The following is a 23,533-nucleotide window of genomic DNA, read 5'->3' on the forward strand; positions in this document are numbered from 1 at the left end:
CGTTCAGTAGATGCCAAGCGTGGCGCTGCGCAGGTGGATCGGTTCGCCCGTGTTCAGGGCATCCTCGATCCGCAGCGTCCAGTCGCCGCTCACCGGTTCGTCGAGGGCCGTGACGGCGTGAGTCCGGAAGCGGTGGTCGAACATTTCGGAACTGCATGCCTCGGCGGGCAGGCCGTAGTTCTCGTATGAAGCCACGCAGCGGGAGTACTCGGGGCTCAGCAGCAGCTTGGTACCGCGAGGGGATTCCAGCGTTACGCGCAACGCGCGGAAATTCGGATGCTCGAGCGCAATGTCGGCTTCGAGGAATTCAACCGTGCGGTTGCCGCAGGACATTTTGAACGTTCGCTCGACGGAACCCGTTGCCTCTGCCGCATGATCGTCGTCACTGACGGAGCCCCCGCATGGCTGCGCCCAGAACGCCTGATGCGAGCCGCCGACCGATTTGATGCGCTGCGCGTACGAGACCGCGGCTTGGGCATCGACGAGGCCGAAGCCGTATCGGGTGCTGTAGCGATACGGATTGCCCGTGTACGGATTCGTCGCGCCAGTGGTAATCCAATTGGCACCGGGGTCGTTTTCCATCGACGGCAGGATGCGAGCTGTGCGCGCGAGAACAAGTCGCACGTCGCGCCACGTCAGTTCCGGGTTCGCCTGCAGCATCAGTGCGACCACGCCCGAGACCATCGGCGCCGCGGACGAGGTGCCGCCCGATTCATGCGTGTATTTGCCGTAGGGCTTTGTCGTCGTTATGGCGGGGCCCTGCGGTACGCCGCGCGCGTCGGGCATGTCGTCGCTCGGCGCGCAGACGAGAAGGTTCGTACCGTTCGACGAATACTCGGACGCAACGCCGTTTGCGTTGACGGCACATACCGCTAGCGCTTGCGTCGGTACATAGCGGTCGAAGTTGCTCCATCCGTAGTGAGGCAGGCGGGGCTGCGTCGACTCATTGAAATCCTTGTTGCCGTTGCCAGCGGCGAAAACGTAGACGATCCCTTTACCGTTGCGGCCTTCGTCGACGCCTTTGCGGACGATCTCCTCTTCGATCACATCGCGCATGCCGGGCATGGCAACGTTGGCGGAGCCCCAACTGTTGTTGGAGACGGCGATGCGGCCATCGGCGATGCCCAGACCCAGCGCGTCGGCGAGGTCGGACTCGTTTCTGCTCAACAGTAAGTTGAGGCCCGCGAGTTTGGCGCCGGGCGCAACGCCGACGCCTCCGAGGCTGTTGCGCGCGGCGGCGATGATGCCCGCCACGGACGTGCCGTGAGCCCTCTCCTCGATGGAAGGAGTGGGGTCCCCACCGTCCGTCACATAGTTGCGGCTCAGTCCGCTGGCAATGTTGGCACGCAAGTCCTCGTGCCCGATCTCGATGCCGTCGTCCACCACCGCAACGGTGACGCCGTGACCCTCGAAGCCCTGGTTCCACACGGGCGCGACGTTGATATCGACACCCGGCGTCCCCCGCCACCAGCGGTCGGGACGGACGAGCTGGCCGGTATTGACGAGATGCCATTGGTATTGGAAGAGCGGATCGGCGGGCGGCCGTGCGTCGACGGGGGCGGGACTGGCAGTGGCCGCGGGCGCGTCGTCGCCGCCACTGCATGCGGCTAGCATGCTCGACAGGAGGGTGGCGAGCAGGGCACGCGATGCGGGGACAGGCGGCAACGCCAGAGGGCGAGTGCTTCTGCCTCGCTGGAAAACGGTCATTCACGACTCCTTGCGGTAACGGTGGACCCGATGGCGCAAGGTAGTCGTTTTCAGTTCTCGCCCCCGCCGCGGGGGGGAGAATTCGGACGAATTGAGCCCCGCGATGTGCGGGGCAAGGTGCTTGGACTAGGCGGCGCGAGCTTGCCGCTTTTGTTCGACGTCGGGCAGCAAGACGGTGAGAATGCCGATCAGCGGCAGGAACGAACAGACCTTGTAGACGTAGTCGATGCTCGTCACGTCCGCCAGCTTGCCGAGCACGGCTGCGCCGATCCCGCCGAGGCCGAACGCGAACCCGAAGAACAAGCCGGCCACCATCCCGACGTTGCCCGGGATCAGCTCCTGCGCGTAGACCAGAATGGCCGAGAACGCCGAGGCGAGCACGAGACCGATGAGCACGGTCAGCACGCTGGTCCAGAACAAATTCGCGTACGGCAGCAGCAGCGTGAACGGAGCGACGCCAAGGATCGACACCCAGATCACATACTTGCGCCCGACGCGATCGCCGATCGGGCCGCCCACGATCGTCCCCGCCGCGACGGACGCCAGGAAGACGAACAGATGGATCTGCGCGGCCTGCACGCTCAGATGGAACTTGTCGATCAGATAAAAGGTGAAGTAGCTGTTGATGCTCGCGAGGTAGAAGTACTTCGAGAACACGAGCAGCACCAGCACGCCGATAGCGAGCGCGACGCGTTGCCTGGAAAGTGACGGGTGGCCTGCGCGGACCCGCGCCTTTTTCTTCGTGGCCGGATGCCGGTTGTACCAGCGGCCGACTTGCGCGAGCACGACGATGGCGACCAGCGCCGCAACCGAAAACCAGGCGATGCTGCGTTGGCCGTGAGGAATGATGACGAGCGCGGCGAGCAGCGGGCCCAGTGAGGTACCGGCGTTGCCGCCCACCTGAAACAGCGACTGCGCGAGCCCGTAGCGGCCTCCCGAGGCCATGCGCGCCACGCGCGACGACTCGGGGTGGAACACGGACGAACCGCATCCGACGAGCGCCGCCGCGACGAGCAGTACACCGAAGCTCGGGGCAACGGACATCAAGAGCAGCCCGCTCAACGTGAACCCCATGCCGACCGGCAGCGAGTACGGCTGCGGACGCTTGTCGGTATAGATCCCGACGAGCGGTTGCAGCAGCGATGCCGTGATCTGATAGGTCAGCGTGATGAGGCCGACTTGCGCGAACGACAGCGAAAAGTTCGCTTTGAGCATCGGATAAATCGCCAGCACGAGCGACTGAATCATGTCGTTCAGCAGGTGCGAGAAGCTGATTGCCCCCAGAACGGAATAAACGGTGCGCTGTATACCGCCGGCGGCAGCCGTGGGGGCGGGCATGTTAGGCGCGGCATTCGCCGCGAGAGCGTTTTTTTGCATGCCAGGCATCCTGAAATGAGTGAGCATCCGTCGCTTCGTCGAGCGACGCGGGCGCGAGCAAGACCCGGACGAAGGCCGAGCGGTGCCGGTCCGATTTCGTAAGTGTAGGTTGTCTTAAAAAGACAACTCGGACATTGTTTGTCGCCAACGAGACATCATCGTCGGATGCGCCGGTATATCGATGATCCGCCGCGGTAGCGCTCGGCTTACCCGCAAAGCATGCCGGGTTTCCTGTTCCGGCGCTTTTTGACACGTTATAACCCCACCGGCATGCGGGAAAGGCATGCAAAAAATGCGTGCGGAATGCGGGTTTTCACTCGTGCTCCGCGCCTCAAGAAGGCCGCCGAATATGCCGTTGACCAACGGTAGCGGCCGCATGTGCCGTCCAACCCGCCCACAAGGTGGGGCATTATCCAGAAGAAGGGGGTTGCATGAAGGTGGTTTCGCGGGGATTGCGTGCGGGCGCGAAGTTCGTGCCCGATGATGCGGTGGCGGACGGCAGATCGCGCGGCGTCGGCGTAAAGGGGCGTCTGAGCGGACTGTCGGTCAAGATGTCGTTGCGACTGGCATTCGCGGTATTGCTCGCCGGTACGCTGGCGATCGGCATATTCGCCCTCGCGCAGATCAGCCGCCTGAACGACTCCTCCCGGTCGATCTACGAACAGGGACATGTGGCCAGCCGGGCCGCGGAAGAGGTGCGGGGCAACATGCTGCGCTCGAGCCGCGCGCAAAAGATGCTGCTTACGGCGACGACGGCCAAGGAACGCGACGAACTCGGAGCCGAAATCGACAGGGGTCTTGTCGCGATCAACGGCGAGCTCGGCACGCTCAAGCAATACACCGATGTCGGTGACAAGGCCGCGCTCGAGCAGCAAACGAAGCTGTCAGCGGCGGTATCGGCCTGGGCCGGGCATCTACGCGATTTCGTCACGCTCATGAAGGCGCAGCCGCTCGACCTGTCGCAAATGAATTGGCAAGTCGGCATGCAGGATGTCTCGCTGCTCGTGGAAACGGGCAAGCTCGAAAAGCTCGTCGATGCACTCGTCGCCGCGCGCGGCGCCCAGGCGAAAGCGACGATCGACGCATCGGCATTCATCTTCAAATCGTCCTTCGTCATGATGGCCGCGATGACGGCCGCGTTGATCGGGGTCGCCATCGTCGTCAGCGAGTGGGTCGTGCGGCGCCTGACGCGCCAGCTGGGCGGTGAGCCGGTCTATGCCAAGGACATCGCGAGCCAGATCGCATCGGGCGATCTTTCGCACCCGATCGCGCTCGGCAAGAAGGACACGTCGAGCATGCTCTACGCGCTCTCGGAAATGCGCACCGGGCTTGCTGGGACGGTGGGCGAGATTGCGGCGAGTGCCGAGGCTATTTCGTCGGCGGCAGGCGAGATTTCGATGGGTAATCTCGATCTGTCGCAGCGCACCGAGCAACAGGCCGTCTCGCTCGAGCGCACCGCATCGAGCATGGAGCAGTTGACTTCAACCGTGCGCCAAAACGCCGATAACGCGAAGCAGGCGAGCTCGCTGGCGAATAACGCTTCGGAGATTGCGTCGACGTGCGGTTCGGTGGTCTCGCGCGTCGTCACGACGATGGGCGAAATCAACGAGAGCGCGAAGAATATCGGCGACATCATCGGCGTCATCGACGGCATTGCGTTTCAGACCAATATTCTGGCGCTCAACGCGGCCGTGGAAGCGGCACGCGCGGGCGAGCAGGGGCGCGGATTCGCCGTTGTCGCGGGGGAGGTGCGATCGCTTGCGCAGCGCAGTGCCGCCGCGGCCAAGGAAATCAAGACGCTGATCAACACCTCGCTCGAACGCGTCGAAAACGGCTCGACGCTGGCCGAGGACGCGGGTCGCACGATGGATGAGGTGGTGAAGGCGGTCAAGCGTGTCACCGACATCATGGGCGAGATTTCCGCGGCATCGACGGAGCAGAGTTCGGGTATCGAGGAAATCAACCGCGCGGTCACGCAGATGGATGCGGGGACGCAGCAGAACGCGGCGCTTGTGGAAGAGGCGACCGCGGCGGCACGTTCGCTCGACGATCAGGCCAAGGCGCTCAAGCGGCTCGTTGGGAAGTTCAAGCTGCACGGGTGAGTTGGCGAGGAAGGCGAGCGGCGCGCTGGTTCCGGCGAAGGTAACCCGCTGCAACGACTGCCGACCGCCACCGCGTGCACATCCTCCAATCTCGCGTTAGAATGCGCGGCGGGCGCGGCAGGGCGCCCGTTCTCGCGAAAGCCGCCGCACCTGCCGTAGCAGTCGAACGATCCTCTCGGACGCAATCGCAACCTCGACCTTCAAGCCGCAGCGAGAACGGCGCAATGAAAGGAGAGCGTTCATGTGGTCCACCGCCAATCCCACCCGTTCCGATGTTTCCCACGTCGAGTTTCTGCGCCACCATGCGCGCCGGTTGCTGCGCGCCGCGCACGCCGACGCAAGCCGCGCTTTGCCCGTGCTGAGGCGAATCAAGGCGGCCAGTGTGGTTCCGGCGCATACGCTCGCCGAACTCTTCGCTGCGCGCGAAGGGATTCGGCTCAAGCACGTACTCAACATGCTCGCGGCCGAGCTTGGCTACCCCGATTGGGCCGCTTGCAAGCGCGGCGTAGATACGCGTCCGCGTGCCGAGCTCGATGCATTGCGCTTCGATGCGGGATGCTTCGCCGATTTCGCGACCAACTGGTTTCCTGACCACGCAACGGCCCGCGCCTGGCAGGCCGAGCATGGCGGTTACCTCGTACGCTATGGCGTGCAGACGGTAGCGATCCTGCACGGCACGCCATAGGTGCAAGCAAGCCGATGAGCGATGCGTAACAGCATTCGCTCCACGGTACGTCGTTTCGCTCGTTCCCTGCGAGCGACCGGAATGCGCGCGTTATCTTCATGTCCGGCTCGTCAAGGAGATCGGATGTTGCCGATGCGCTTATCGGTATTGGCGGGAAGTACGGCGTGCGCGTTGTGGTTTGCATCGGCAAACGCGCTGGCGCAGGCTTTTCCCGGGCCTGGCGACCCGTCGTGCTCGGCGTCGGCGCCAGGGCAGGCGTGCGCCGGATCTGCCCGGGCGGGACGTTGCGAAGAGGCCCGGCTACCCGGGGCGAGGCCGGATCGCGAATGCGTGCGCGAACTCCGGTTACGGGAGGAGCGGTTGCATGATGAACGCGTTCATGAGCAACGGTTGCGCGACGAGCGCATCCACGAACAACGGTTGCACGACGAACGAGTTCATGAGCAACGAGTGCACGACGAGCGCGTCAGAGAAGACCGGTTGCGCGCCAGGCACCGGTGAGGTTCGGGACCGCGCATATTCAAGCGCCGATCCCGATCAACTCGGCGAAACAACCACCGTACACGTCGTGCCGGCGGCAAGCATGACGCCCGCCGGCACCTCGTCGATATGGATGCGCACCGGCACGCGCTGAGCCAAACGTACCCAGTTGAACGTCGGATTCACATCGGCGACGAGTTGCCGGCTTTGCGGATTGTCGCGGTCGTAAATGCCGCGCGAAATGCTTTCGACATGGCCTTTCAGCGTGCCGCCGCTCATGAGGCGAATCTCGGCCGTGTCGCCGATCTTCACGCGCGGCAGCTTCGTTTCCTCGAAATACCCATAGACCCAGAACGAGCGGCTGTCGATGATCGCAAGCTTCGGCGCGCCCGCCGTCGCATAGTCGCCGCGGTAAAGCGACAGGTTGGTGACATACCCGTCCACAGGCGAGACGACGGTCGTGCGCGCAAGATTGAGCTTCGCCGCGTCGAGCGCCGCGAGTGCCTGCCGATACTGCGCTTCGGCCGACGCCGCCGATTGCGAAGCGTTCTCGCGGCTTTCCTTCGAGACGACGAGACTGTCCATATCGGCGCGCCGTTGGGCATCGGCACGGCGCATCTGCCATTCGGCCCGGCGCGCCGCGACGGCCGCTTCGGCCTGCTCGACGGCAACCTGATAGTGCGATGGGTCGATGCGCATCAGCACCTGGCCTTTCTTGACGAACCCGTTATCGACGACAGGCAGATCGACGACAGCACCGGATACATCGGGCGCAACATTGACGATCTCGGCGCGCACGCGCCCATCGCGTGTCCAGGGCTCGTCCATGTAGTGAATCCAGAGTGTGCGGCCGATCGCCAGCGCGGCGACGAACACCAGGGCCGTCGCAATGAAGCTGATGACGTAACGCCATGCCGGATGGTGAGCTGCGGAAGTGTTCATGATGGGCTCGAACGATGATTCAACGATAGACGGCCAGGCCGAGCGCGCCGCATACGGTCACGAGCAGGCTCGCGCGCAGCAGCGACGGATGCCAGACGAGGCGATACAGCCCCACGGCCGCAAGCAGGCGATCGAGCAGCCAGGTGAGCGCGGCACCGCCGACGCAAAGCGGTACGATGGCCGGTACGTAGGCGCCGAAAATGGCGAGATCACGTGGCATGGCGAGCTCCATGGTGGGGCGGCACATCGCCGCCTTCGTTCGCGCGCCGCCCGTGCGAGGCGAACGCCGCGAGCGGCGATTGCGGATCCATCAGCGCGGTGCGCAGGAAGTGCAAGTGGCTCAGGATGCGCTGCAGGCGATGACGCTCTTCGCGTGGCGGCGCAAAAGCGACGAGCACCTGCCGGGTGGCGGCGATGGCGTCGACACTCGCCGCGAGCGCCGCGTCGAGACGCCTGCCGCGCGGGCGTTCGAACAGCGCCGCAAGCTCGCGCTCCGCGGCTGCGATGCTGCGCCGCCAGGGCATCGTCGGCGCATAACGCGCGTCGCGCGGCAGCCCGACGAGCTCGCCGCGCAGGTCGATCACGGCGTGGCCGACTTCGAGCACGGCGACGAGCCAGGCCAGCGCATCGCGCTGCGCGGCCGGCGTGCGTTCGGCCACCGCGTAAGCCTGAAATGCGATATCGCGGGCGCGGCTTTCGAAGCGGGCCCGTACGCTGGCGAGCGGCGCGCGGCAGGCGAGCGCCACCTGGCGCCGCAAGTCCGCGACGAGATGGCCGATGAGCCAGGGCGTGGAGGGCGGCAGCAGCACAGCGAACGCGGCGGCACAGGCAACCATCGACAAAATCAGCGCGAGCGTGTTGTCGGCAAATCCGGCCGGATCGTACTGCATGAGGTTGTCGGGCCCCGCCAGCACACAAAAGAAAATGCAGAAGCCCGCGCCGATGCCGGCCAGCTTGGGGCGCGTGGCAAGAAACACACCGAACGCGAGCGGCGGCGCCAGCACCGCGCACAGGAGGGTAAGCCCATCGATACGAGGGTAGACGCCGAACACGACGATCGCGCCCGCCGCTGCCGCCAGCAATGTTCCGATGCTCATTTGCAGCGCCATGCGGGTCGGGCGCGGCGACGATGACGCGAGCGCGCAAACCGCCGCTGCGTTCAGAACGAGCGTGGCGCCGCTCGGCCAGGCGGTGGCGAGCCAGAACGCGCTCAGCGCGGCCATGACGATGGCGCCCCGCACGCCGGCGATTGCGGTGACGACGGCGCTCGTTTTCGGCTCGTAGCGCTCCGGCGAACGTTCGCGCGCATGGCTGGCCGTTGCGAGCGACGCATAGGTTTGCGCATAAGCGTGCATGTCGTCGACGAAACGATAGAGCAGCTCGGAAGCGGTATCGAAGTCGAGCAGCGCCGAATCGGATAGCGCGCTCAGCTGCTCGCGCGTTGCGCGCATGCGGCTTGGCAGCTCGCGCTTGAAGTGCTGAAGCCGGTCGGCGGAGCGTGTCGCATCGGCTGCCCTGAGCACCGGCTCGCCCGGCGTATAGAGCATCGGTGCAAGCTCGGAGAAATACGGTTCGAGCGCGTTGATGATCTCACGCGCGCCCGCAGCGCGCAGGCGGTTCATCAACTGATGCAGACTGTGAAAGCGAGTAGAGGCCGTCATGAACTCGCGGTTCAAACGAGCGAGGCGCCCGCTACGCAAGCGGGCATCGTGGCTTTCGAAGACGGCGATGCTGCGCATGGCCTCGAAGCCGACGATCTCGGCCAGAAAGCGCGCGTTGGTACGCTCGATCTGCTCGCGTGCCATGTTCCCGGCGAGCGCGGATGCCACGTACTCGACGAACTTCGAAAAGCGCGCGCGCACGGTGCTGCGCATCTGGTCGCTGGCATGCTGCGGCAACACGAGTGCGCTCACGAAGCCGGCACACACGACGCCGAGCGAAACCTCGGCCGCGCGCGTGAGCGCGGCGAGAAACGCGCCGTCGGGATGCTGCGCGGCGGGAATGCCGATCAGCGCGGCCGTATAACCCGCGAGCAGAAACCCGTACGAGCGGAAATTGCGGTTGCGCGCCGCGCCGGCCGTGCAGATGCCGGTCCAAAGTGCGAGCGCGCCAAGAAACAACTCGGGCTGCTGCGAGAACAGCGCAACGAGCGCAAGTGTGGCGACGAGGCCGACGAGCGTACCGCCGATCCGGTAGAAGCTCTTCGCGAGCACGGCGCCGCTTTGCGGCTGCATGACGATGAAGACCGTGGTCATGGCCGTGCGGGGTTGCGGCAGATCGAGCCGCAGCGCAATGGCAAGCGCGGCGAATGCTGCCAGCAGCGCCTTGGCCACGTGTATCCAGGTGCGCCCCTCGGTGTCCCACCAGTCGCTCAGCGCGGCGCGCCCAGCCGTGGTACGGGAGACGATAGCGTTCGCGTTGTCGGACATCATCGCTCGCCCCATCATCGTGTCGACCGGAGGCCGGCACGCGCGGCCTGCACGCTATGCGCCGGCATCAGGTGCTCGTCGGCCGGCCCGTCGGCGGGCGTCGCCAATCCACCGCCCAGCGCGGTCATCAGCGTCGCATAGGCCGCGAGCCGCGCGGCACGGATCTCGGCGACGCGTTCTTTGGCGCCGAGCCAGCGCGTCTCTTCGACGATGACATTGACGTAATCGGTGAGCCCGCGCTGGAAGCCGCGATTGGCGAGGCGATAGCTGCGCTCGGCGGCATCGGCGGCGCGCTCCGCATCGTGCTGCTGCATGTCCAGCGAGCGCAGGCGCACCGTTGCATCGGCGATCTCCTTGAGCGCGCCGACGATCGATTGATCGTAGCGGGCAACCGCCACGTCATAGCTCGCGGCGGCTGCGCCAAGGCGCGCGCGCAGGGCGCCGCTGTCGAAGACCGGCAACGACAGCGCCGGTCCACCGGTCCAGCCGCCGCTCGCAGCGCGCAGGAAACCGAATAGCGGACCGGCCGCCGCGTAGCCGCCGAGCGTTGCCACCAAGTCGATGTTCGGATAGAACGCCGCGTGCGCCACGTCGATGCCGCGTGCCTCGCCGGCCACAGTCCAGCGCGCGGCGACGACGTCGGGCCGATGACCGATCAGCTCGGCCGGCAGGTGGGTAGGAAGCTCCGCACGTGCATTCAGTGCAAGTGCCGGGCGCACGAGGGTGGCGCCGGCACCGGGACCTTTGCCGAGCAGTGCGGCAAGCTGGTTCCGATCGAGTTCGATGGCCTCCCGGCGCGCCTCGACGGTCCGTTCATACTCGGGCAGCGGCGCCTCGGCCTGGCTGAGCTCGAGCTGCGTGCCGATGCCACCGGCGAGGCGCCGCCGCGCCAGGTCGGCCAATTGCCGCTGGCGCGCGAGCACATCGGTCGCGATATCCAGCAAGGCGTAATGCTGAGCGAAATCGATATAAGCGCGTACGACGTTGGCCTCGATTTCGAGCTGGGCGGCACGCGCATCGGCCGCGCGTGCGTGTGCGACATCGAGCGCTTGCTCGGTCGCGTTCTTTTCGTGCCCCCACAAGTCGAGGCGGTAAGACAGGCGCAAGGCGCCCGTATTGTTCCAGGTGGTGCGTCCCGCGAGCGGTCCGGGACCGTAATAGACGTTCTCCGGCCAGTGCTGTCGCGTGATGTCGAGGCTGCCGGCGACCTGCGGACCTTCGGCTGCCTCGGCCACGCCTGCTATCGACGCCGCTTCGCGCACGCGGGCCGAAGCGGCCGCGAGTGTCGGGTTCGACGCGATTGCGGTATGCACGAGCGTATCGAGCTGCGGGTCGCCGAACGCTTGCCACCAGTCGGTCTTCGGCCACTGCGCGCTCGCGTTCGCCGCGTCGATGGCGGGACCGACCTCGAGCGTCGCGGCGTCCGGCAGCTGCGCCTGCGGTGTAATGCCGTGCGTGCTTGCGCAGCCGGTCATTATCATCAGTAGTGCAAGAAACGAGAACACCATGCCTCGTTTCCCGATCCGCAGTAGCACGATTCTCTCCTCGACAGCGGTAATAGACCGAATCGATTATATTTTTTGCCTCATTGTGGAATAAGCGGTAAGGATGTAAGAGATCTTTGCGGATTTTGAGATAATCGACGTTGCGGGCCGTGCAACAATCGAGCCGCATCGTTGAAGGGAAAACCGGCTATGGACACGCTTCAGAACATGCGCGTTTTCGCGCGCGTCGTTGAATCGGGCAGCTTCACCGCGGCTGCGCAGCATTTGAATACGACGACCGCTTACGCTTCGCGCGCGGTATCCGATCTGGAGGCGCATCTGCACACGCGTCTTTTGAATCGCACGACGCGGCGCATTGCGCTCACCGAGGCGGGCGAGCGTTACTTGCGCCGCTGCCAGCAGATCCTTGCCTACGTGGAAGAGGCCGAGGCCGAAGCAAGCGATGCCCACGCGCGACCGTCGGGGAAACTGCGCATGCACGCGATGGCGAGCTTCGGCGGACATTACGTCGTGCCCGCGATCGGCCGCTACCGGCAGCGCTACCCGGACGTGTCGGTCGAACTCACGTTGGCGCAGCGCACCCCCGATCTGCTCGACGAAGGCTTCGACGTCTCGCTGGTACTCGGCTACCACCTGCCCGATTCGGGGTTGATATCGCAGCGGCTCGGCACCGCGTTCAGCATCGCGTGCGCATCGCCCGCCTATCTCGAAACGCACGGCGTGCCCAAAACGCCGGGCGAACTGGCCGATCACGTCTGTCTGCGGCTCGTGACGCCGGGCTCGACGTTCGACAAATGGGATTTCGACGGCCCCAACGGCGCCGAAACGTTCGTGCTGCCTCCCGCACCGTTTCAGGTCAACGGCGCGGAGGCAATGGCAATGGCCGTGCGCGAGGGCATGGGCATCGCCGTCTTGCCGACTTATACGGTCATGCGAGGTTTGAAAAGCGGCGACCTGCGTTGGGTCCTGCCCGACTATACGTCGCAGCCGATGAACATCCACGCGCTCTATTCGTCACGCGAATATCTCGATGCGAAGATCAGGACGTGGGTGGATTTCATGCGCGCAGAACTGCCCGCGACGCTGGCTGCGGAGCAAGCCGCGCTTCGGCAATTCGCATCGACCTGACAGGCGTCACGCAGGCGTCACGCGGGGTGCGCGCGACGCTCGACGCCATCAGTGTTTCCGGCGCCAGTCGAGCATGTGATGGGCCGAGAGCCAGTGGTGAAGGATGCCTTCGCCATGTTCGCGCTTGTACGAGCGCGATTCGAAGATTGTCAGCCCGACCAGCACCAGCAGGCCCACTCCGAGTCCGACCAGGCCGGCGATCGATTCAGCGTCCATGGATGCCTCCTTTCGCCATGAAGCGACGAGTACATATTAGGACACTTCTTGGCGAATCGGAGGAATAGCGCAGCGCTAAGCGGAGGGCGTCAGCCGCGCGCCTGCACGCAGACCCACGGCGAGACGACGACAGCCCAGAGTTCGGGGTCGCGCTCGGCGAATTCGGCCGCCGTTTCCGCTTGCAGCCGCTCGACGAGCCCGGCCGACAGCCATTGCGCCACTTGTTGCGAATCGTCTGCGGCAACGGCTTCGGCCACGCTCACGAGGTCGAGATCGCGTGCGACGAGCAGCAGCATGCCCCGCGCAAAAAAGCGCTCGAGCTCGCTCCAGCCGATCTTGGCCGTTTCGCCGAGCAGTTTCAGATAGAGCGGGCTGTGTTGGCCGTTGCCGGCGTCGGGATGTTCGGAACTCATGATGGGAATATGCGGTTCAAGGCGGGCGTCACTATAACTGATTGCCGGTTTTCGATGCTCGGTTGTATCGGGTAACGGGCGGTAATGTTGCGGACTGTCCGGCACGCTAAAATCCGTCGTCGCTCAAATGGCTACCCGATCATTCACTTCAAAGGACATCCGCTCATGGCAGCGATTTCGACTTCGCGCTACGACCCATTTGCCCGCGCTTTGCATTGGCTCATCGTCGCACTGATCGTCGTGCAGTATGCGCTCGCATGGACGATGCCCGCGATTCATAGAGGGACCCAGCCGGTCGGCCTCATTACGTGGCATCTCGAGATCGGCACCGTCATCATCGCGGTCATGCTCGTACGAATCGTTTGGCGCCTGCTGCGACGCGAACCCGACGTCGTCGAAACGACACCCTCGATGCGCCTCGTCGCGCGCCTCACGCATGGCCTTCTTTATGCGCTTCTCATCGTGCAGCCGGTGATGGGCTGGATCAACGCTTCCTCGCGCGGCTGGCACGTCACGCTATTCGGCGTCATTCCGTTGCCGGCGCTTTCCCCCACCGGCTCGCCGCTCGGCCATGAAATGGGCGACCTTCATCAGGTGCTCGCCTGGGGGTTGCTGGGTCTCATCGGCCTGCATCTCGCCGGTGCGCTTTATCACCACTTCATTTTGCGCGACGGCGTGCTTCGGCGCATGGCCTGACGCCCGCCATCGCGGGTCGCGCCTAAACCGAGTCGGGCGGGCTCTCGCGCAGCGCACGGCGAATGATTTTGCCGGTCGCCGTCATCGGCAGGTTCGTCACGAAAGCGACGGCCCGAGGATATTCGTGCGCGGCAAGGCGCGTCTTCACATGCTCCTGAATTTCGCGCTCCAGTGCGGGCGACGGGGCAAAGCCCGGGTTTAGTACGATGAACGCCTTGACGATCTCGGTGCGCGTCGGGTCGGGTACGCCGACGACGGCCGCGAGCCGCACGGCGGGGTGGCCGAGCAGGCAATCTTCGATGGGCCCCGGGCCGATCCGGTAGCCGGCGCTCGTGATGACATCGTCGTTGCGGCCGACGAAGCGGAAAAAGCCGTCCGCGTCCAGCACGCCGAGATCGCCCGTCAGCAGGTAATCGCCGGCGAACTTCTCGCGGGTCGCTTCCTCATTGCGCCAATAGCCGAGGAACATCACCGGATCGGGCGAACGGATGCCGATGTTGCCTTCGGTGCCCGGCGGCAGTTCGCGTCCTTCGTCGTCGACGATGGCGACGCGATGGCCCGGCACGGCTTTGCCGATCGAGCCGATGCGCGGCTCGAACAGCGTGCTGCACGAACTGAGTACGACGTTGCACTCGGTTTGCCCGTAGAACTCGTTGAGCGTGACGCCAAGCGCCGCCCGGCCCCATTCGATCAACTCTTCGCCGAGCGATTCGCCCCCGCTCGAAACCGCGACGAGCGAAAGCGCGTAGCGCTCGCGCGGCGAGCCGACCGTACGCAGCATCTTGAGCGCCGTGGGCGGCAAGAACGCATGCGTGACGCCATGGCGGGCCATCAGATCGAACGCGGCTTCGGGCTCGAACTTCTCGAAGCGGCGCGCAAGCACCGGCACGCCGTGGTGCCAGGCGGGCAGCAGAACGTCGAGCAGTCCGCCGATCCAGGCCCAATCCGCCGGCGTCCATATCATCCGCGCATGGTCGGGGAAGAATGACAGCGGCATCTCGACACCGGGCAGGTGGCCGAGCAGGACGCGGTGGCCATGCAACGCACCTTTCGGTTTGCCGGTCGTGCCCGAGGTATAGATGATGACCGCGGGGTCGTCGGCGTGCGTATCGGCTGGCGTGAACTCGGGCGAGTGGGATTCGAGCTCGGGCCAGAAGGCGAGCGCCTCGGGTAGCGCCGCGAACGGAGCGTCGCCATCGATGCAGTACACCGCTTTCAACTCGGGCAGCGCGGCGCGGATCGGTGCGATTTTCGCGAGGCCTGCCGCGTTCGTGACGAGTGCCGCGGCACCGCTGTTGGCGAGGCGATATTCGAGCGCTTCCTGACCGAACAGCGCGAACAGCGGCACGGCAACCGCCCCCAGCTTGTAGGCCGCCAGATGGGCAAGCGCCGTTTCGGGCGCCTGCGGCAGGAAGATGCCGATGCGCTCGCCGCGGGTAATGCCGCGAGCCGCGAAGCTCGATGCAAGCCGGTTCGAGAGCGCCTTCAAGTCGTCGAAGCTGTAGCGCGCGATCGTGCCGTCGCTGCTTTCGTATACGAGGGCAAGGCGGCCGCTTCCATCGGCCCATTTGTCGCACGCATCGACGCCAATGTTGTAGCGTGCGGGAATGTGCCACGCGAAAGAACGCGCGAGGGTTTCGTAGGTATCGGTCTTCGTCAGCATATCTGTCTCGCTCCAGCAATTCGTCCGACGCTTGATTGAACTGATTGGAAATGACCGCAATTACATAATAATTTCTGAAGAAAGATTTCGCCGTTAAATCAGCTTAATCCTCATTGAATCATCGTTTCCCTGACATTACCTCGGCTTTGCCGGACATTCAGATCACTTGCGGCCCCCCGGCGATTGTGGGCGTTGCACCGAACGACTAGATTGCTACTCGGCGCACGGCGAACCGGTCCTTTGCCTCAATGCGCCGAACCCCCGTTGGCCCGGCACTGCCGGGCCTTTTTTTTGGCGAGCGGCGGGCGTCGTGCGAGAGGCGCAATAATCATCAGGACTACTGACCGTTGCGCTTTCAACGTGTCGGGAGATAGCGCGCGGGATCGATCGACTGTCCTTTGTACCGCAATTCGAAGTGCAGCGCGACCCGATCGTTGTCGCTGTCGCCCATGGCGGCGATTTGCTGGCCTTGCGAGACCGTCTGGCCTTCCTGTACCAGCAATTTGCTGTTATGAGCATAGGCGGTGAGATAGTCCGCGTTATGTTTGACGATGAGCAGATTACCGTAGCCGCGCAGGCCGTTGCCCGCGTAGACGACGGTTCCGCCAGCCGCGGCGACGACGGGCGTCCCCACCGCATTGGCGATATCGATGCCCTTCGAGCTGGCGCCATCGAAGGTGCGCACGGTCGTACCTTGGGCGGGCCATACGAGCGCGATGCGCGAGGAGGGCACGGGCGTGGCCTCCGTCGCGGAACCCGCGCGGGGCGTGACGCCCGCGGAGGCGGTGCCGGGTGTCGTGCGGACGTCGCCAGGTGCGGTACGCGTCGAGCCCGCACCGGGCGGGGCCACGCGCAGCACTTGTCCGACCTCGATGGCATCGGGGTTCGTGAGATTGTTCCAGCGCACGATGCTCGGTATCGATTGGCGGTGTGCACGCGCAATCTTCGATATCGTGTCCCCGCGTTCCACGCGGTAGTACCCCGGCGCGACACCGGGCGTGCCGCATGCGGCCAGCGTCGCCGCCATCGCGGCGGCGGCCAGCCGCCTCATCGTTGTTCTCGACATTGATCCTCGCTTGAACGACACGAGCGAGCCGCGGCAGCCCCGGCGGGCGGCGCGGCGCGCTCCAAACGTCGGATTTTAACGGCTTGCGAGCGCGCGGCGGCGATGTCGGCCCACAGTCAGCCGGCAGTCAGCCCACGGTCAGTCGGCAGTCAGCCGATATTCGAGACCGAAATGCGCAGGATGGCCGTGTGGCTCTCCCCCCGGGCGATCCAGCGCAAGCCGAAGCCGTTATGGATCGCGTCGGGCAGCCCGAGCCAGGGTTCCACGCAGTAGAAGTCGGAAGTGTCTTTCTCCGTCCACGTCGTCACCGCATACCAGGGCACCGAACCCGGCCGGTCGAGATCGATCTCGATCCGCTTGCGAAGCGGTGGGCAGACGATGCTGATCGGCGCGGACGGAATCGCACGCAGACAATGGAAGCGGTCGTGGATGCGTGCCTCGTCGAGCGTGTAGCTCGGCTCGCCCGGGACCGGCGCGGTGATGGCGCCGTCGTCGAGCTGGTGCCGCCGGTCCGTCGCGGGCAGCTCGAGCGTGGTGTGCGCGCGCATCTCATGCGGCAGTGCGAAATAAAAATGGTGGCCGGGGTAGGACGGCAGCGGCTGGGTGCCGGTATTGGCCGTGGTCAGCGACACCTCGAGCGTCTGGTCATCGACGAGCCGGTAGCAGGCTTCGAAACGGAAGGCGAACGGGTAGGCTTCGCGGGTCTCCTCCGTATCGGTCAGCGTCATGCGGATGCCGCGCCCGTCGGCATCGACCGTGGCCGCGAACGGCAAATCGCGCGCAAAGCCGTGCATCGGCATGTGCCGCACGACGTCCGCGCTATCGCGCCATTCTCCGAGCCGGCCGTCCACGCGATGGCGGCCGAGAAACGGGAAAAGCAGCGGATTGCCGCCGCGCACACGGGCGAGCTGACTCCAATCCGCCTGATCGGGCCAGTAGATGACCGGTTCGGCGCCGATGTCCCAGGAGAGCAGGCGGCCGCCGAATTGAGGTGCGACGCGAATGAGCGAGTCGCCGTGGCGCAGTTCTACGATGTCGTGATCTTGAAAGCGGGTCATCATGGTCCGTGGGTAGCGGGGAAGAGGCGGCGCAGGCCACCGGGCCGGTGTGCGCCGAAGCCGGTATTGTGCGCCAGCTGCGGCTTGGGAAAAACCCTTGCTCGGGAAATCTCGACTTTGTCCGGCATGGGGGGATGCCCATAATGCGACTTTCGTGCCGCCCGAAACGGTTGCCGGTGCCGCCCCTCCCGTCCCTCTGGAGAACGCATGGATCTCGCAATGGCAATGGCGCTCACGCTGTTCGGCATGTTTGCCGGCAGCACGGCGCTGTTCTTTTATCGCATCGCCCGCTGATCGTTCGCGGCGAATGTCTCGATCCGCCCCGCAACGTCTGCGCGGGCGGCCCCTCTGTCCTTTCGGTGACAGTCTGTCCCGGCGTGCCGTGACAGACAGCGTTGCTTGCGCGGCAAGCGTCCGTCCTTCGACGGCCAGGCACGCCCGGCGCGACGCGCGCATTCGTCCCCTCGCTTCGGCATGAACTCTGCTTAGACCCGGGGCCGGCCGAAGCGGCCTTGCGCGAGGAGCGCGCGTTTCGCGCGCGGCGCTCGGCTATGCGGCGGGTGGGGGATCGATCGATGGCATTGGGGGAAGAGCTTCAAGACTGGCGTAGCGACGCCTTGCGCCTCGAAGACGAGGTGGGCAAGGTCGTCATCGGCCAGCAGCAGACCATTCGCTTGATCACCGTCGCGCTGTTCGCGCGCGGCCACGTCCTGCTCGAAGGCGGGGTGGGCGTCGGCAAGACCACGGTGTTGCGCGCGTTCGCGCGTGCCGTCGGCGGAGCGTTCGAGCGCATCGAAGGCACGATCGACCTGATGCCCGGGGATCTCGTCTATCACACCTATGTCGATGCGCAAGGTAAGCCTCGCATCGATCCGGGGCCGCTCCTGCGGCGCGGCGAGCAGCTCACCACGTTCTTTTTCAACGAGATCAACCGCGCCCGTCCGCAGGTTCAATCGCTGTTGCTGAGGGCGATGGCCGAGCGCTCGGTCGCGGCGTTCGATCGCGAATATCGCTTCCCGCACATGACGGTGTTCGCCGATCGCAACAAGGTCGAGAAAGAGGAGACTTTCGAGCTCGCCTCGGCGGCGCGCGACCGGTTTCTCTTCGAGCTCAATATGCCGACCCCCGAGGACGCCGAGGTGCGGCGCGCGCTCGTCTTCGATACGGCGTTTCACGATGCGGATGCGCTCGTCGAGCAGGTGCGCCCGGGCGTCGTGGCCTGGGAACGGCTCAACGCGATGGGGGCGGCGATCCAGCGGGGCATTCACGCGAGCGCGGCGATCGAGCGCTATCTGCTCGAGATCTGGCAGGCGACCGAAGCGCCGCAACGCTTCGGCGTGGCGCTCGAAGGCGTCGAGATGGATCGGCTGATTCTGGCCGGGGCAAGCCCGCGCGGCATGAGTGCGCTCGTGCGCGCCGCACGCGTGAACGCGTGGCTGGGCGGCCGCTCGCATGTGAGCCCCGACGACATTCAAGCGGTGCTGCCCGCCGCGCTCGGCCATCGCGTCTTCTTTACGCCGATCTACGAGTTGCGCCGGCACGAGTTGGCGCAGGCGCTCATCGACGCCATCGTCGCGCGGCTGGCGGTGCCCTGACCCGACAGCATGAACGGACCGACCGAATTCCACTATCGCCTGCCGGGGCGCGCAAGCGGCTCGCGTCCTGGCTCGCATCCGGGCACGAGCCTGGGGGCGGGCCAGGAGTTCGCCATGCATGCGCGGCTCGTCGACTTTCCCGACCCGAGGCGCCTCGACTTGCGTGCCAGCGTGCAATCGGTGCGGCGCGAATGGCTCGTGCGCCTGAGCTTGCAACGTGTCGCCGTGCCCGTACACGCGGTGGTGGATGTGTCGTCCTCGATGCGCTTCGGTGCCCGTCGCACGAAGCTCGACATCGTCGCCGATTTCGTCGAGGCACTCGGCTTCAGCGCGTTTCGCTCCGGCGACCGGGTGGGCATGAGCGCGTTCGATGCGATGGAGCGCGACGATCTCTTCATGCCGCCGCGCCATGGCCGCGGCGCCGGCGAGGTCATGGCCGGCATGCTGCGCGCCGCGCGCACGGGCCACGACGGTCATGGCGCGGCGGGCCTTGCGCGCGCGTTGATGCCGCTCGCGGGGCGCCCAGGGCTCGTCTTCATCGCCTCGGACTTCCACTGGCCGCTCGATGCGCTGCCGGCTGTGCTCGATACGCTCGCGCATGCCTGTGTCGTGCCGATCGTCGTTTGGGACCCCGCTGAGCTCGCGCCACCCGACGATGGTCGGCTGCTCGCGGTCCATGACGTGGAGTCGGGCGCGCGCAGGACGGTGTGGCTCTCGCCGCGCGTGCGCACCGCGTGGCGCGAGGCGGTGGCGCGCCGCCGTGGCGAGATCGACGTGTTGTTCGCGAAGCGCAGCGTGCGTCCGTTCTACATCGAGGGCGGGTTCGATGGCGAAGCGCTCTCGCAATACTTCATGGAGCAAAGCGCATGAGTCGCGTCATACGCTTGCTTCGCGCAAGGACGGGACGGGTTGCGGCACGACGTTCGCTCGCGGCCCGGGCTGCATGGGCGATTTGCGCTGCGCTCGCGCTGGGGGGCGGGGCGCCGACGATGGGCGTTGCTGCGACCGATGCAATTGCCCACGTCGATGAGCCGCGCGCGTTCGGTCATACGATCGGCGATGTCCTCGTGCAGCGCGTGCGGCTTGCCGGGGCCGGGCGCTCCGGTGGCGGCGAGGAACCGGTGCTGCCCTCGGGCGGCCGCGTCGATGTCTGGCTCGAGCGGCTTCCGGCTCGCATCGAAACGGCGGCCGACGGCAGTCGCTGGCTCCTGCTCGCGTATCAGGTGACGAACGCGCCGAGCGCGCTTACGCAAGCCGAACTGCCGGCGCTTGCGTTGCGCACACGCGCCGGCGACGTGTTGCGCATTCCGGCCTGGCCGATCAGCATCGGTCCGCTCGCACCGGATGCCGCATTCGACACCGGTGGGCTGACCGCGATGCAGCCCGATCGCGGCCCGGCGCCGCTCGCAGTTGCGCCGATCGAGCGGCGCATCGCGATCGGCCTCGGCGGCCTGGCCGCCACGCTCCTCGCGTGGCTGGCGTGGTGGGTCGCGCGAAACCGCCGCGACGCCGCTCGCTTGCCGTTCGCGCGCGCTTGGCGCGAGCTTCGCCGGCAAGGGATGGCCAATGACGGCGGCGAGTATTCGGATGCAGCATGGCGGATCGTCCATCAAGCGGTGAACGAAACGGCGGGCTTCGTCGTGCAACGGAGCTCGTTGCCCCGGCTTCTCGCCCGCGCGCCCTGGCTGCAGCCGTTGCGGCCGCAGTTGGAGCAGTTCTATCTGCGCTCGGACGTCCGCTTCTTCTCGTTGACGCCCGACGAGCTGCCGGGCGGGCTTGCCGTAGAGCCATCGCCGCCCGTGCTCGCGGCGCTGACGCGTTCGCTTTATCGCGCGGAAAAGGACCGGCATCGATGAGCGCGTCTCTCGACTTCACGTCGCCCGCGATGCTGCTATGGCTGCCGCTCGCGCTGCTGCCGCTCTTGCCGCGGCGCGGCGAGACGTTGCCGTTTTCGTGGGCGGCCTGGATGCCGCGGGACCGGCTCGGACGCTGGCTCGGATTCGTCGCGCGTGTGGCGGCGGCGCTCGCCATCGCGGCCATCGTGGTGGGCCTCGCCGGTCCTGGCCGGTCTCATCTCGAAGCGCGGCGCACCGGCCGCGGCGCGGAAATTCTGATCCTGATGGATCGCAGCGGCAGCATGAACGGCGTCATGGCGAGCAAAGGCGTCAATACGTCGGGGGTCTCGAAGAACGCGGTCGCACGCGCCGCGCTGACGGATTTCGTCGACGGTCGCCCGAACGATCGCCTGGCCTTCATGATGTTCGGCATCAGCCCCGTGCTCGCGATGCCGTTCACCTACGATCACGCAATCATCCGCGATGCGATCGACGGGACGAAGATCGGGCGCGGCCAGCCGGACACCCAGCTTGGCCGCGGTCTCATCGCCGCGATCGCTCAGTTCGACGAACGGCCCTGGACGGGCCATCGCGCGATCGTGCTCGTGTCCGACGGCGGCGCGCTGCTCGATGCCGCGGCCCGTGCGCGAATCGCTGAAGGGCTCGAGCGCAACCGGATCGCGCTTTACTTCATCTATTTGCGCAGCAGCGTGTTCAGCCCCGAGCTCGATCGCGCCGCGCGAGCGGAAGGCGACTCGCCGGAGGCCCAGCTGCATCGGTTCTTTCTGACGCTCAAAACGCCTTATCGATTGTTTCAGGCGGGCGATGCAGGCGCAATGACGGCCGCGATGAATGAGATCAATCGCCAGCAGAACTTTCCCGTCTCCTTTGTCGAACGTCTACCGCGCCAGGACCGCAGCCCTTGGTGCTTTGCGCTCGCCCTCGTGTGCTGCGCGCTCGTGATCGCCTCGCGCGCGATTCAGGTCAGGAGCTGGGCATGAGACGCAGGTCGGTTCATCTCGCGTTCGCCGCCGTGAGCCTCGTGTGTGCGGTGTACGCGGGCGCTCAGGCACTGAAGCTCGCACACGCTGCGCATATCAACGGCGAGGTGGCCGCCATTGCCGACGCCGCGAAGGGGCAGGGACAGGCACCGGTGCAATCGCAGGCGCAAGTCTCTTCCGGAAGCGAGCGCGTGGCTGCAACCGTTGCGCGAAGGCCTGGAGGGGAAGCGCAGAAACACGGTGCGTCGCGTGAGGCGAGACTCGCATGGGCGATCGCCTTGTCGTCCGCCAAGCGCTATGGCGAGGCCGGCAGCGTTTTCGAAGCGCTCGCCGAAGACGGGCCGCACGACGCCATCGGCCGCGCGGCGCTGTTCGATTTGGCCAATATGTATCTTCGCCAGGGCGCGGGCGACGCAGCCCAGTCATTACGCTCGCTGCCGCTCGTCGAACAGGCCAAGGCGCGCTATCGCGCGCTGCTTCGCGTCGCGCCTGACGATTGGGATGCGCGGTACAACCTCGAGCGCGCCTTGCGCGTCGCACCCGAGACCGTCGCCGATACGGATGCCGCCAACGGGACGAGCAAGCGCGACATCAAGCTGCGCGGCGCAAAGAGCGAGGATTTGCCGTGACACTGCGCGAACGCGTGCGCGTCATGGCGCAATCGCGCGATGCGGCGACCGTCGCGGCGGCGGTGTTGCTCGCCATCGCGCTCTTCTTTCCGCGTATCGAGTTGCCGCGCGATACCTTCACCTACATGGTCACGTTCGACATCACGCAAAGCATGCAGACCGAAGACATGACCGCGGCAGGCGCGCCGGTGAGCCGGCTCGCGTTCGCGAAGGCGACCATGCGGGAGGCGCTCACGCGCTTGCCCTGCGGTTCGAAGATCGGCTGGAGCATCTTCACGGGGCAAGCCACGCTGCCGCTCATGCCGCCGATCGAGGTTTGCCGCAACTTCGACGCGCTGCTCGCATCGCTCGAAGGCATCGATGGCCGCATGCGCTGGACGAACTGGAGCCGCATTGCCGAGGGCGGCGTTTATTCGGCGGTGCGTGTGGCGCGAGAGCTTGGGCGCGGCGTCGAAGTCGTCTTCTTCACCGACGGGCAGGAGGCGCCGCCCATCTTGCCGTCGAACTCCCCCGAGGTCGATATCGCCTTGCCGGGGGTAGGCGGTTGGCTGATCGGCGTCGGCGGCGACCAACCTGCGCCGGTTCCGAAGATCGATGCCGACGGCAATCGCATCGGGTTCTGGGGGGCGTCGGAGGTGGTCCAGGTCCCGCCGTCGCTGCGCGCTTCGCCGACGGCCGAAAGCCATGAAGAGCTTTCGGCGTTGCAAGGCGAGTATCTCGCGAAGGTCGCCGCGCGCATCGGCTTCTCGTACCGGCGCTTGAGCAGTGCCGACTCGCTCGCGCGAGCGCTGCGCGACGTACGTTTCGCCCATCGCGAACGCGTGCCGACGGACGTGCGCCGCATTCCCGCCATGCTTGCGCTCATCGTGCTCGTCGGGCGCTACCTCGCCTCGCTTCGATTCCGACCGTGGCGCCCGCGGGGCGCGATTCGCGACGCGCGCCCGGACGGGGGCGTTGTCACCGCTGCCGATAATGGGATACCTTGACGGCGGGCGTCATCCGCCGC

At 66.0% G+C, this 23,533-nt stretch carries 22 protein-coding genes; 10 read left to right on the forward strand and 12 right to left on the reverse strand.

Going from position 1 to position 23,533, the window contains the following annotated elements; translation table 11 throughout:
• Window positions 1–3 precede the first annotated feature (3 nt).
• Both ACO1XS_RS04915 and ACO1XS_RS04920 read right to left on the reverse strand, forming a co-directional pair.
• Entirely contained in the window at window positions 4–1,707 is a 1,704-nt protein-coding gene (locus tag ACO1XS_RS04915) for a S8 family serine peptidase (RefSeq protein WP_486390131.1), read from the reverse strand.
• A gap of 126 nt (window positions 1,708–1,833) precedes the next feature.
• Window positions 1,834–3,084: an MFS transporter gene (locus ACO1XS_RS04920; protein WP_414720134.1), complete on the reverse strand. Its 1,251-nt coding sequence runs from the start codon at window positions 3,082–3,084 to the stop codon at window positions 1,834–1,836.
• A 431-nt stretch (window positions 3,085–3,515) separates the two neighbouring features.
• On the opposite strand from ACO1XS_RS04920, the gene ACO1XS_RS04925 reads away from it, so the two are divergent.
• Entirely contained in the window at window positions 3,516–5,186 is a 1,671-nt protein-coding gene (locus ACO1XS_RS04925) for a methyl-accepting chemotaxis protein (protein ID WP_331566036.1), read from the forward strand.
• A 241-nt stretch (window positions 5,187–5,427) separates the two neighbouring features.
• On the forward strand, window positions 5,428–5,871 hold the full coding sequence (locus ACO1XS_RS04930; protein ID WP_331566034.1) for a hypothetical protein: 444 nt from the start codon (window positions 5,428–5,430) through the stop codon (window positions 5,869–5,871).
• A 345-nt stretch (window positions 5,872–6,216) separates the two neighbouring features.
• Here the strand turns inward: ACO1XS_RS04930 and ACO1XS_RS04935 are convergent, their stop codons facing one another.
• From ACO1XS_RS04935 to ACO1XS_RS04955, 5 genes are read right to left on the reverse strand one after another with little or no spacing between them, the layout of a single operon-like run.
• Window positions 6,217–6,366, reverse strand: a complete 150-nt coding sequence (locus ACO1XS_RS04935) for a hypothetical protein (protein WP_486390132.1) — start codon at window positions 6,364–6,366, stop codon at window positions 6,217–6,219.
• 42 nt (window positions 6,367–6,408) lie between these two features.
• On the reverse strand, window positions 6,409–7,293 hold the full coding sequence (locus ACO1XS_RS04940; RefSeq protein WP_486390133.1) for an efflux RND transporter periplasmic adaptor subunit: 885 nt from the start codon (window positions 7,291–7,293) through the stop codon (window positions 6,409–6,411).
• A gap of 19 nt (window positions 7,294–7,312) precedes the next feature.
• On the reverse strand, window positions 7,313–7,513 hold the full coding sequence (locus ACO1XS_RS04945) for a DUF1656 domain-containing protein (RefSeq protein WP_331566029.1): 201 nt from the start codon (window positions 7,511–7,513) through the stop codon (window positions 7,313–7,315).
• The gene (locus tag ACO1XS_RS04950) at window positions 7,503–9,722 is read right to left on the reverse strand and encodes an FUSC family protein (RefSeq protein ID WP_486390195.1); all 2,220 of its coding nucleotides are present in this window, start codon (window positions 9,720–9,722) and stop codon (window positions 7,503–7,505) included. Before ACO1XS_RS04950 ends, ACO1XS_RS04945 begins: the two co-directional genes overlap by 11 nt.
• Window positions 9,723–9,736: 14 nt before the next feature.
• The gene (locus ACO1XS_RS04955) at window positions 9,737–11,230 is read right to left on the reverse strand and encodes an efflux transporter outer membrane subunit (RefSeq protein ID WP_486390196.1); all 1,494 of its coding nucleotides are present in this window, start codon (window positions 11,228–11,230) and stop codon (window positions 9,737–9,739) included.
• Window positions 11,231–11,416: 186 nt separating this feature from the next.
• Here ACO1XS_RS04955 and ACO1XS_RS04960 point away from each other — a divergent pair, with 186 nt between their 5' ends.
• Window positions 11,417–12,355 carry a LysR family transcriptional regulator gene (locus ACO1XS_RS04960; RefSeq protein ID WP_331566025.1) on the forward strand — a complete coding sequence of 313 codons (939 nt, stop codon included), beginning with the start codon at window positions 11,417–11,419 and terminating at the stop codon, window positions 12,353–12,355.
• 48 nt (window positions 12,356–12,403) lie between these two features.
• Here the strand turns inward: ACO1XS_RS04960 and ACO1XS_RS04965 are convergent, their stop codons facing one another.
• Both ACO1XS_RS04965 and ACO1XS_RS04970 read right to left on the reverse strand, forming a co-directional pair.
• Window positions 12,404–12,571, reverse strand: coding sequence for a hypothetical protein (locus ACO1XS_RS04965; protein WP_331566023.1), 168 nt, complete (start codon window positions 12,569–12,571; stop codon window positions 12,404–12,406).
• An 89-nt stretch (window positions 12,572–12,660) separates the two neighbouring features.
• A complete protein-coding gene (locus tag ACO1XS_RS04970) occupies window positions 12,661–12,984 on the reverse strand; it encodes a DUF2288 domain-containing protein (protein WP_331566021.1) in 324 nt (107 codons plus the stop codon).
• 165 nt (window positions 12,985–13,149) lie between these two features.
• Between ACO1XS_RS04970 and ACO1XS_RS04975 the strand changes: the two genes are divergently transcribed.
• On the forward strand, window positions 13,150–13,680 hold the full coding sequence (locus tag ACO1XS_RS04975) for a cytochrome b (RefSeq protein WP_486390134.1): 531 nt from the start codon (window positions 13,150–13,152) through the stop codon (window positions 13,678–13,680).
• A gap of 22 nt (window positions 13,681–13,702) precedes the next feature.
• Here ACO1XS_RS04975 and ACO1XS_RS04980 read toward each other — a convergent pair whose 3' ends face one another.
• The 3 genes from ACO1XS_RS04980 to ACO1XS_RS04990 form a co-directional block, all read right to left on the reverse strand.
• On the reverse strand, window positions 13,703–15,343 hold the full coding sequence (locus ACO1XS_RS04980) for an acyl-CoA synthetase (RefSeq protein ID WP_440560691.1): 1,641 nt from the start codon (window positions 15,341–15,343) through the stop codon (window positions 13,703–13,705).
• A gap of 355 nt (window positions 15,344–15,698) precedes the next feature.
• Window positions 15,699–16,409 (reverse strand): peptidoglycan DD-metalloendopeptidase family protein, encoded by a 711-nt coding sequence (locus ACO1XS_RS04985; protein ID WP_331566015.1) that lies wholly within the window; start codon window positions 16,407–16,409, stop codon window positions 15,699–15,701.
• 149 nt (window positions 16,410–16,558) lie between these two features.
• A complete protein-coding gene (locus tag ACO1XS_RS04990; RefSeq protein ID WP_331566102.1) occupies window positions 16,559–17,467 on the reverse strand; it encodes an aldose epimerase family protein in 909 nt (302 codons plus the stop codon).
• 575 nt (window positions 17,468–18,042) lie between these two features.
• Between ACO1XS_RS04990 and ACO1XS_RS04995 the strand changes: the two genes are divergently transcribed.
• From ACO1XS_RS04995 to ACO1XS_RS05020, 6 genes are read left to right on the forward strand one after another with little or no spacing between them, the layout of a single operon-like run.
• Entirely contained in the window at window positions 18,043–19,062 is a 1,020-nt protein-coding gene (locus ACO1XS_RS04995; protein WP_331566013.1) for an AAA family ATPase, read from the forward strand.
• 9 nt (window positions 19,063–19,071) lie between these two features.
• Window positions 19,072–19,932, forward strand: a complete 861-nt coding sequence (locus ACO1XS_RS05000; RefSeq protein WP_486390135.1) for a DUF58 domain-containing protein — start codon at window positions 19,072–19,074, stop codon at window positions 19,930–19,932.
• Window positions 19,929–20,918, forward strand: a complete 990-nt coding sequence (locus ACO1XS_RS05005) for a calcium incorporation protein MxaA (protein WP_486390136.1) — start codon at window positions 19,929–19,931, stop codon at window positions 20,916–20,918. The genes ACO1XS_RS05000 and ACO1XS_RS05005 overlap by 4 nt, the downstream gene beginning before the upstream one ends.
• Window positions 20,915–21,898 carry a vWA domain-containing protein gene (locus tag ACO1XS_RS05010; RefSeq protein WP_331566007.1) on the forward strand — a complete coding sequence of 328 codons (984 nt, stop codon included), beginning with the start codon at window positions 20,915–20,917 and terminating at the stop codon, window positions 21,896–21,898. The genes ACO1XS_RS05005 and ACO1XS_RS05010 overlap by 4 nt, the downstream gene beginning before the upstream one ends.
• On the forward strand, window positions 21,895–22,527 hold the full coding sequence (locus tag ACO1XS_RS05015; protein WP_486390137.1) for a hypothetical protein: 633 nt from the start codon (window positions 21,895–21,897) through the stop codon (window positions 22,525–22,527). Before ACO1XS_RS05010 ends, ACO1XS_RS05015 begins: the two co-directional genes overlap by 4 nt.
• Entirely contained in the window at window positions 22,524–23,513 is a 990-nt protein-coding gene (locus ACO1XS_RS05020; RefSeq protein WP_486390138.1) for a vWA domain-containing protein, read from the forward strand. The genes ACO1XS_RS05015 and ACO1XS_RS05020 overlap by 4 nt, the downstream gene beginning before the upstream one ends.
• The last annotated feature ends 20 nt before the right edge of the window (window positions 23,514–23,533 follow it).

The sequence above is a fragment of the Trinickia sp. genome (assembly GCF_057351765.1).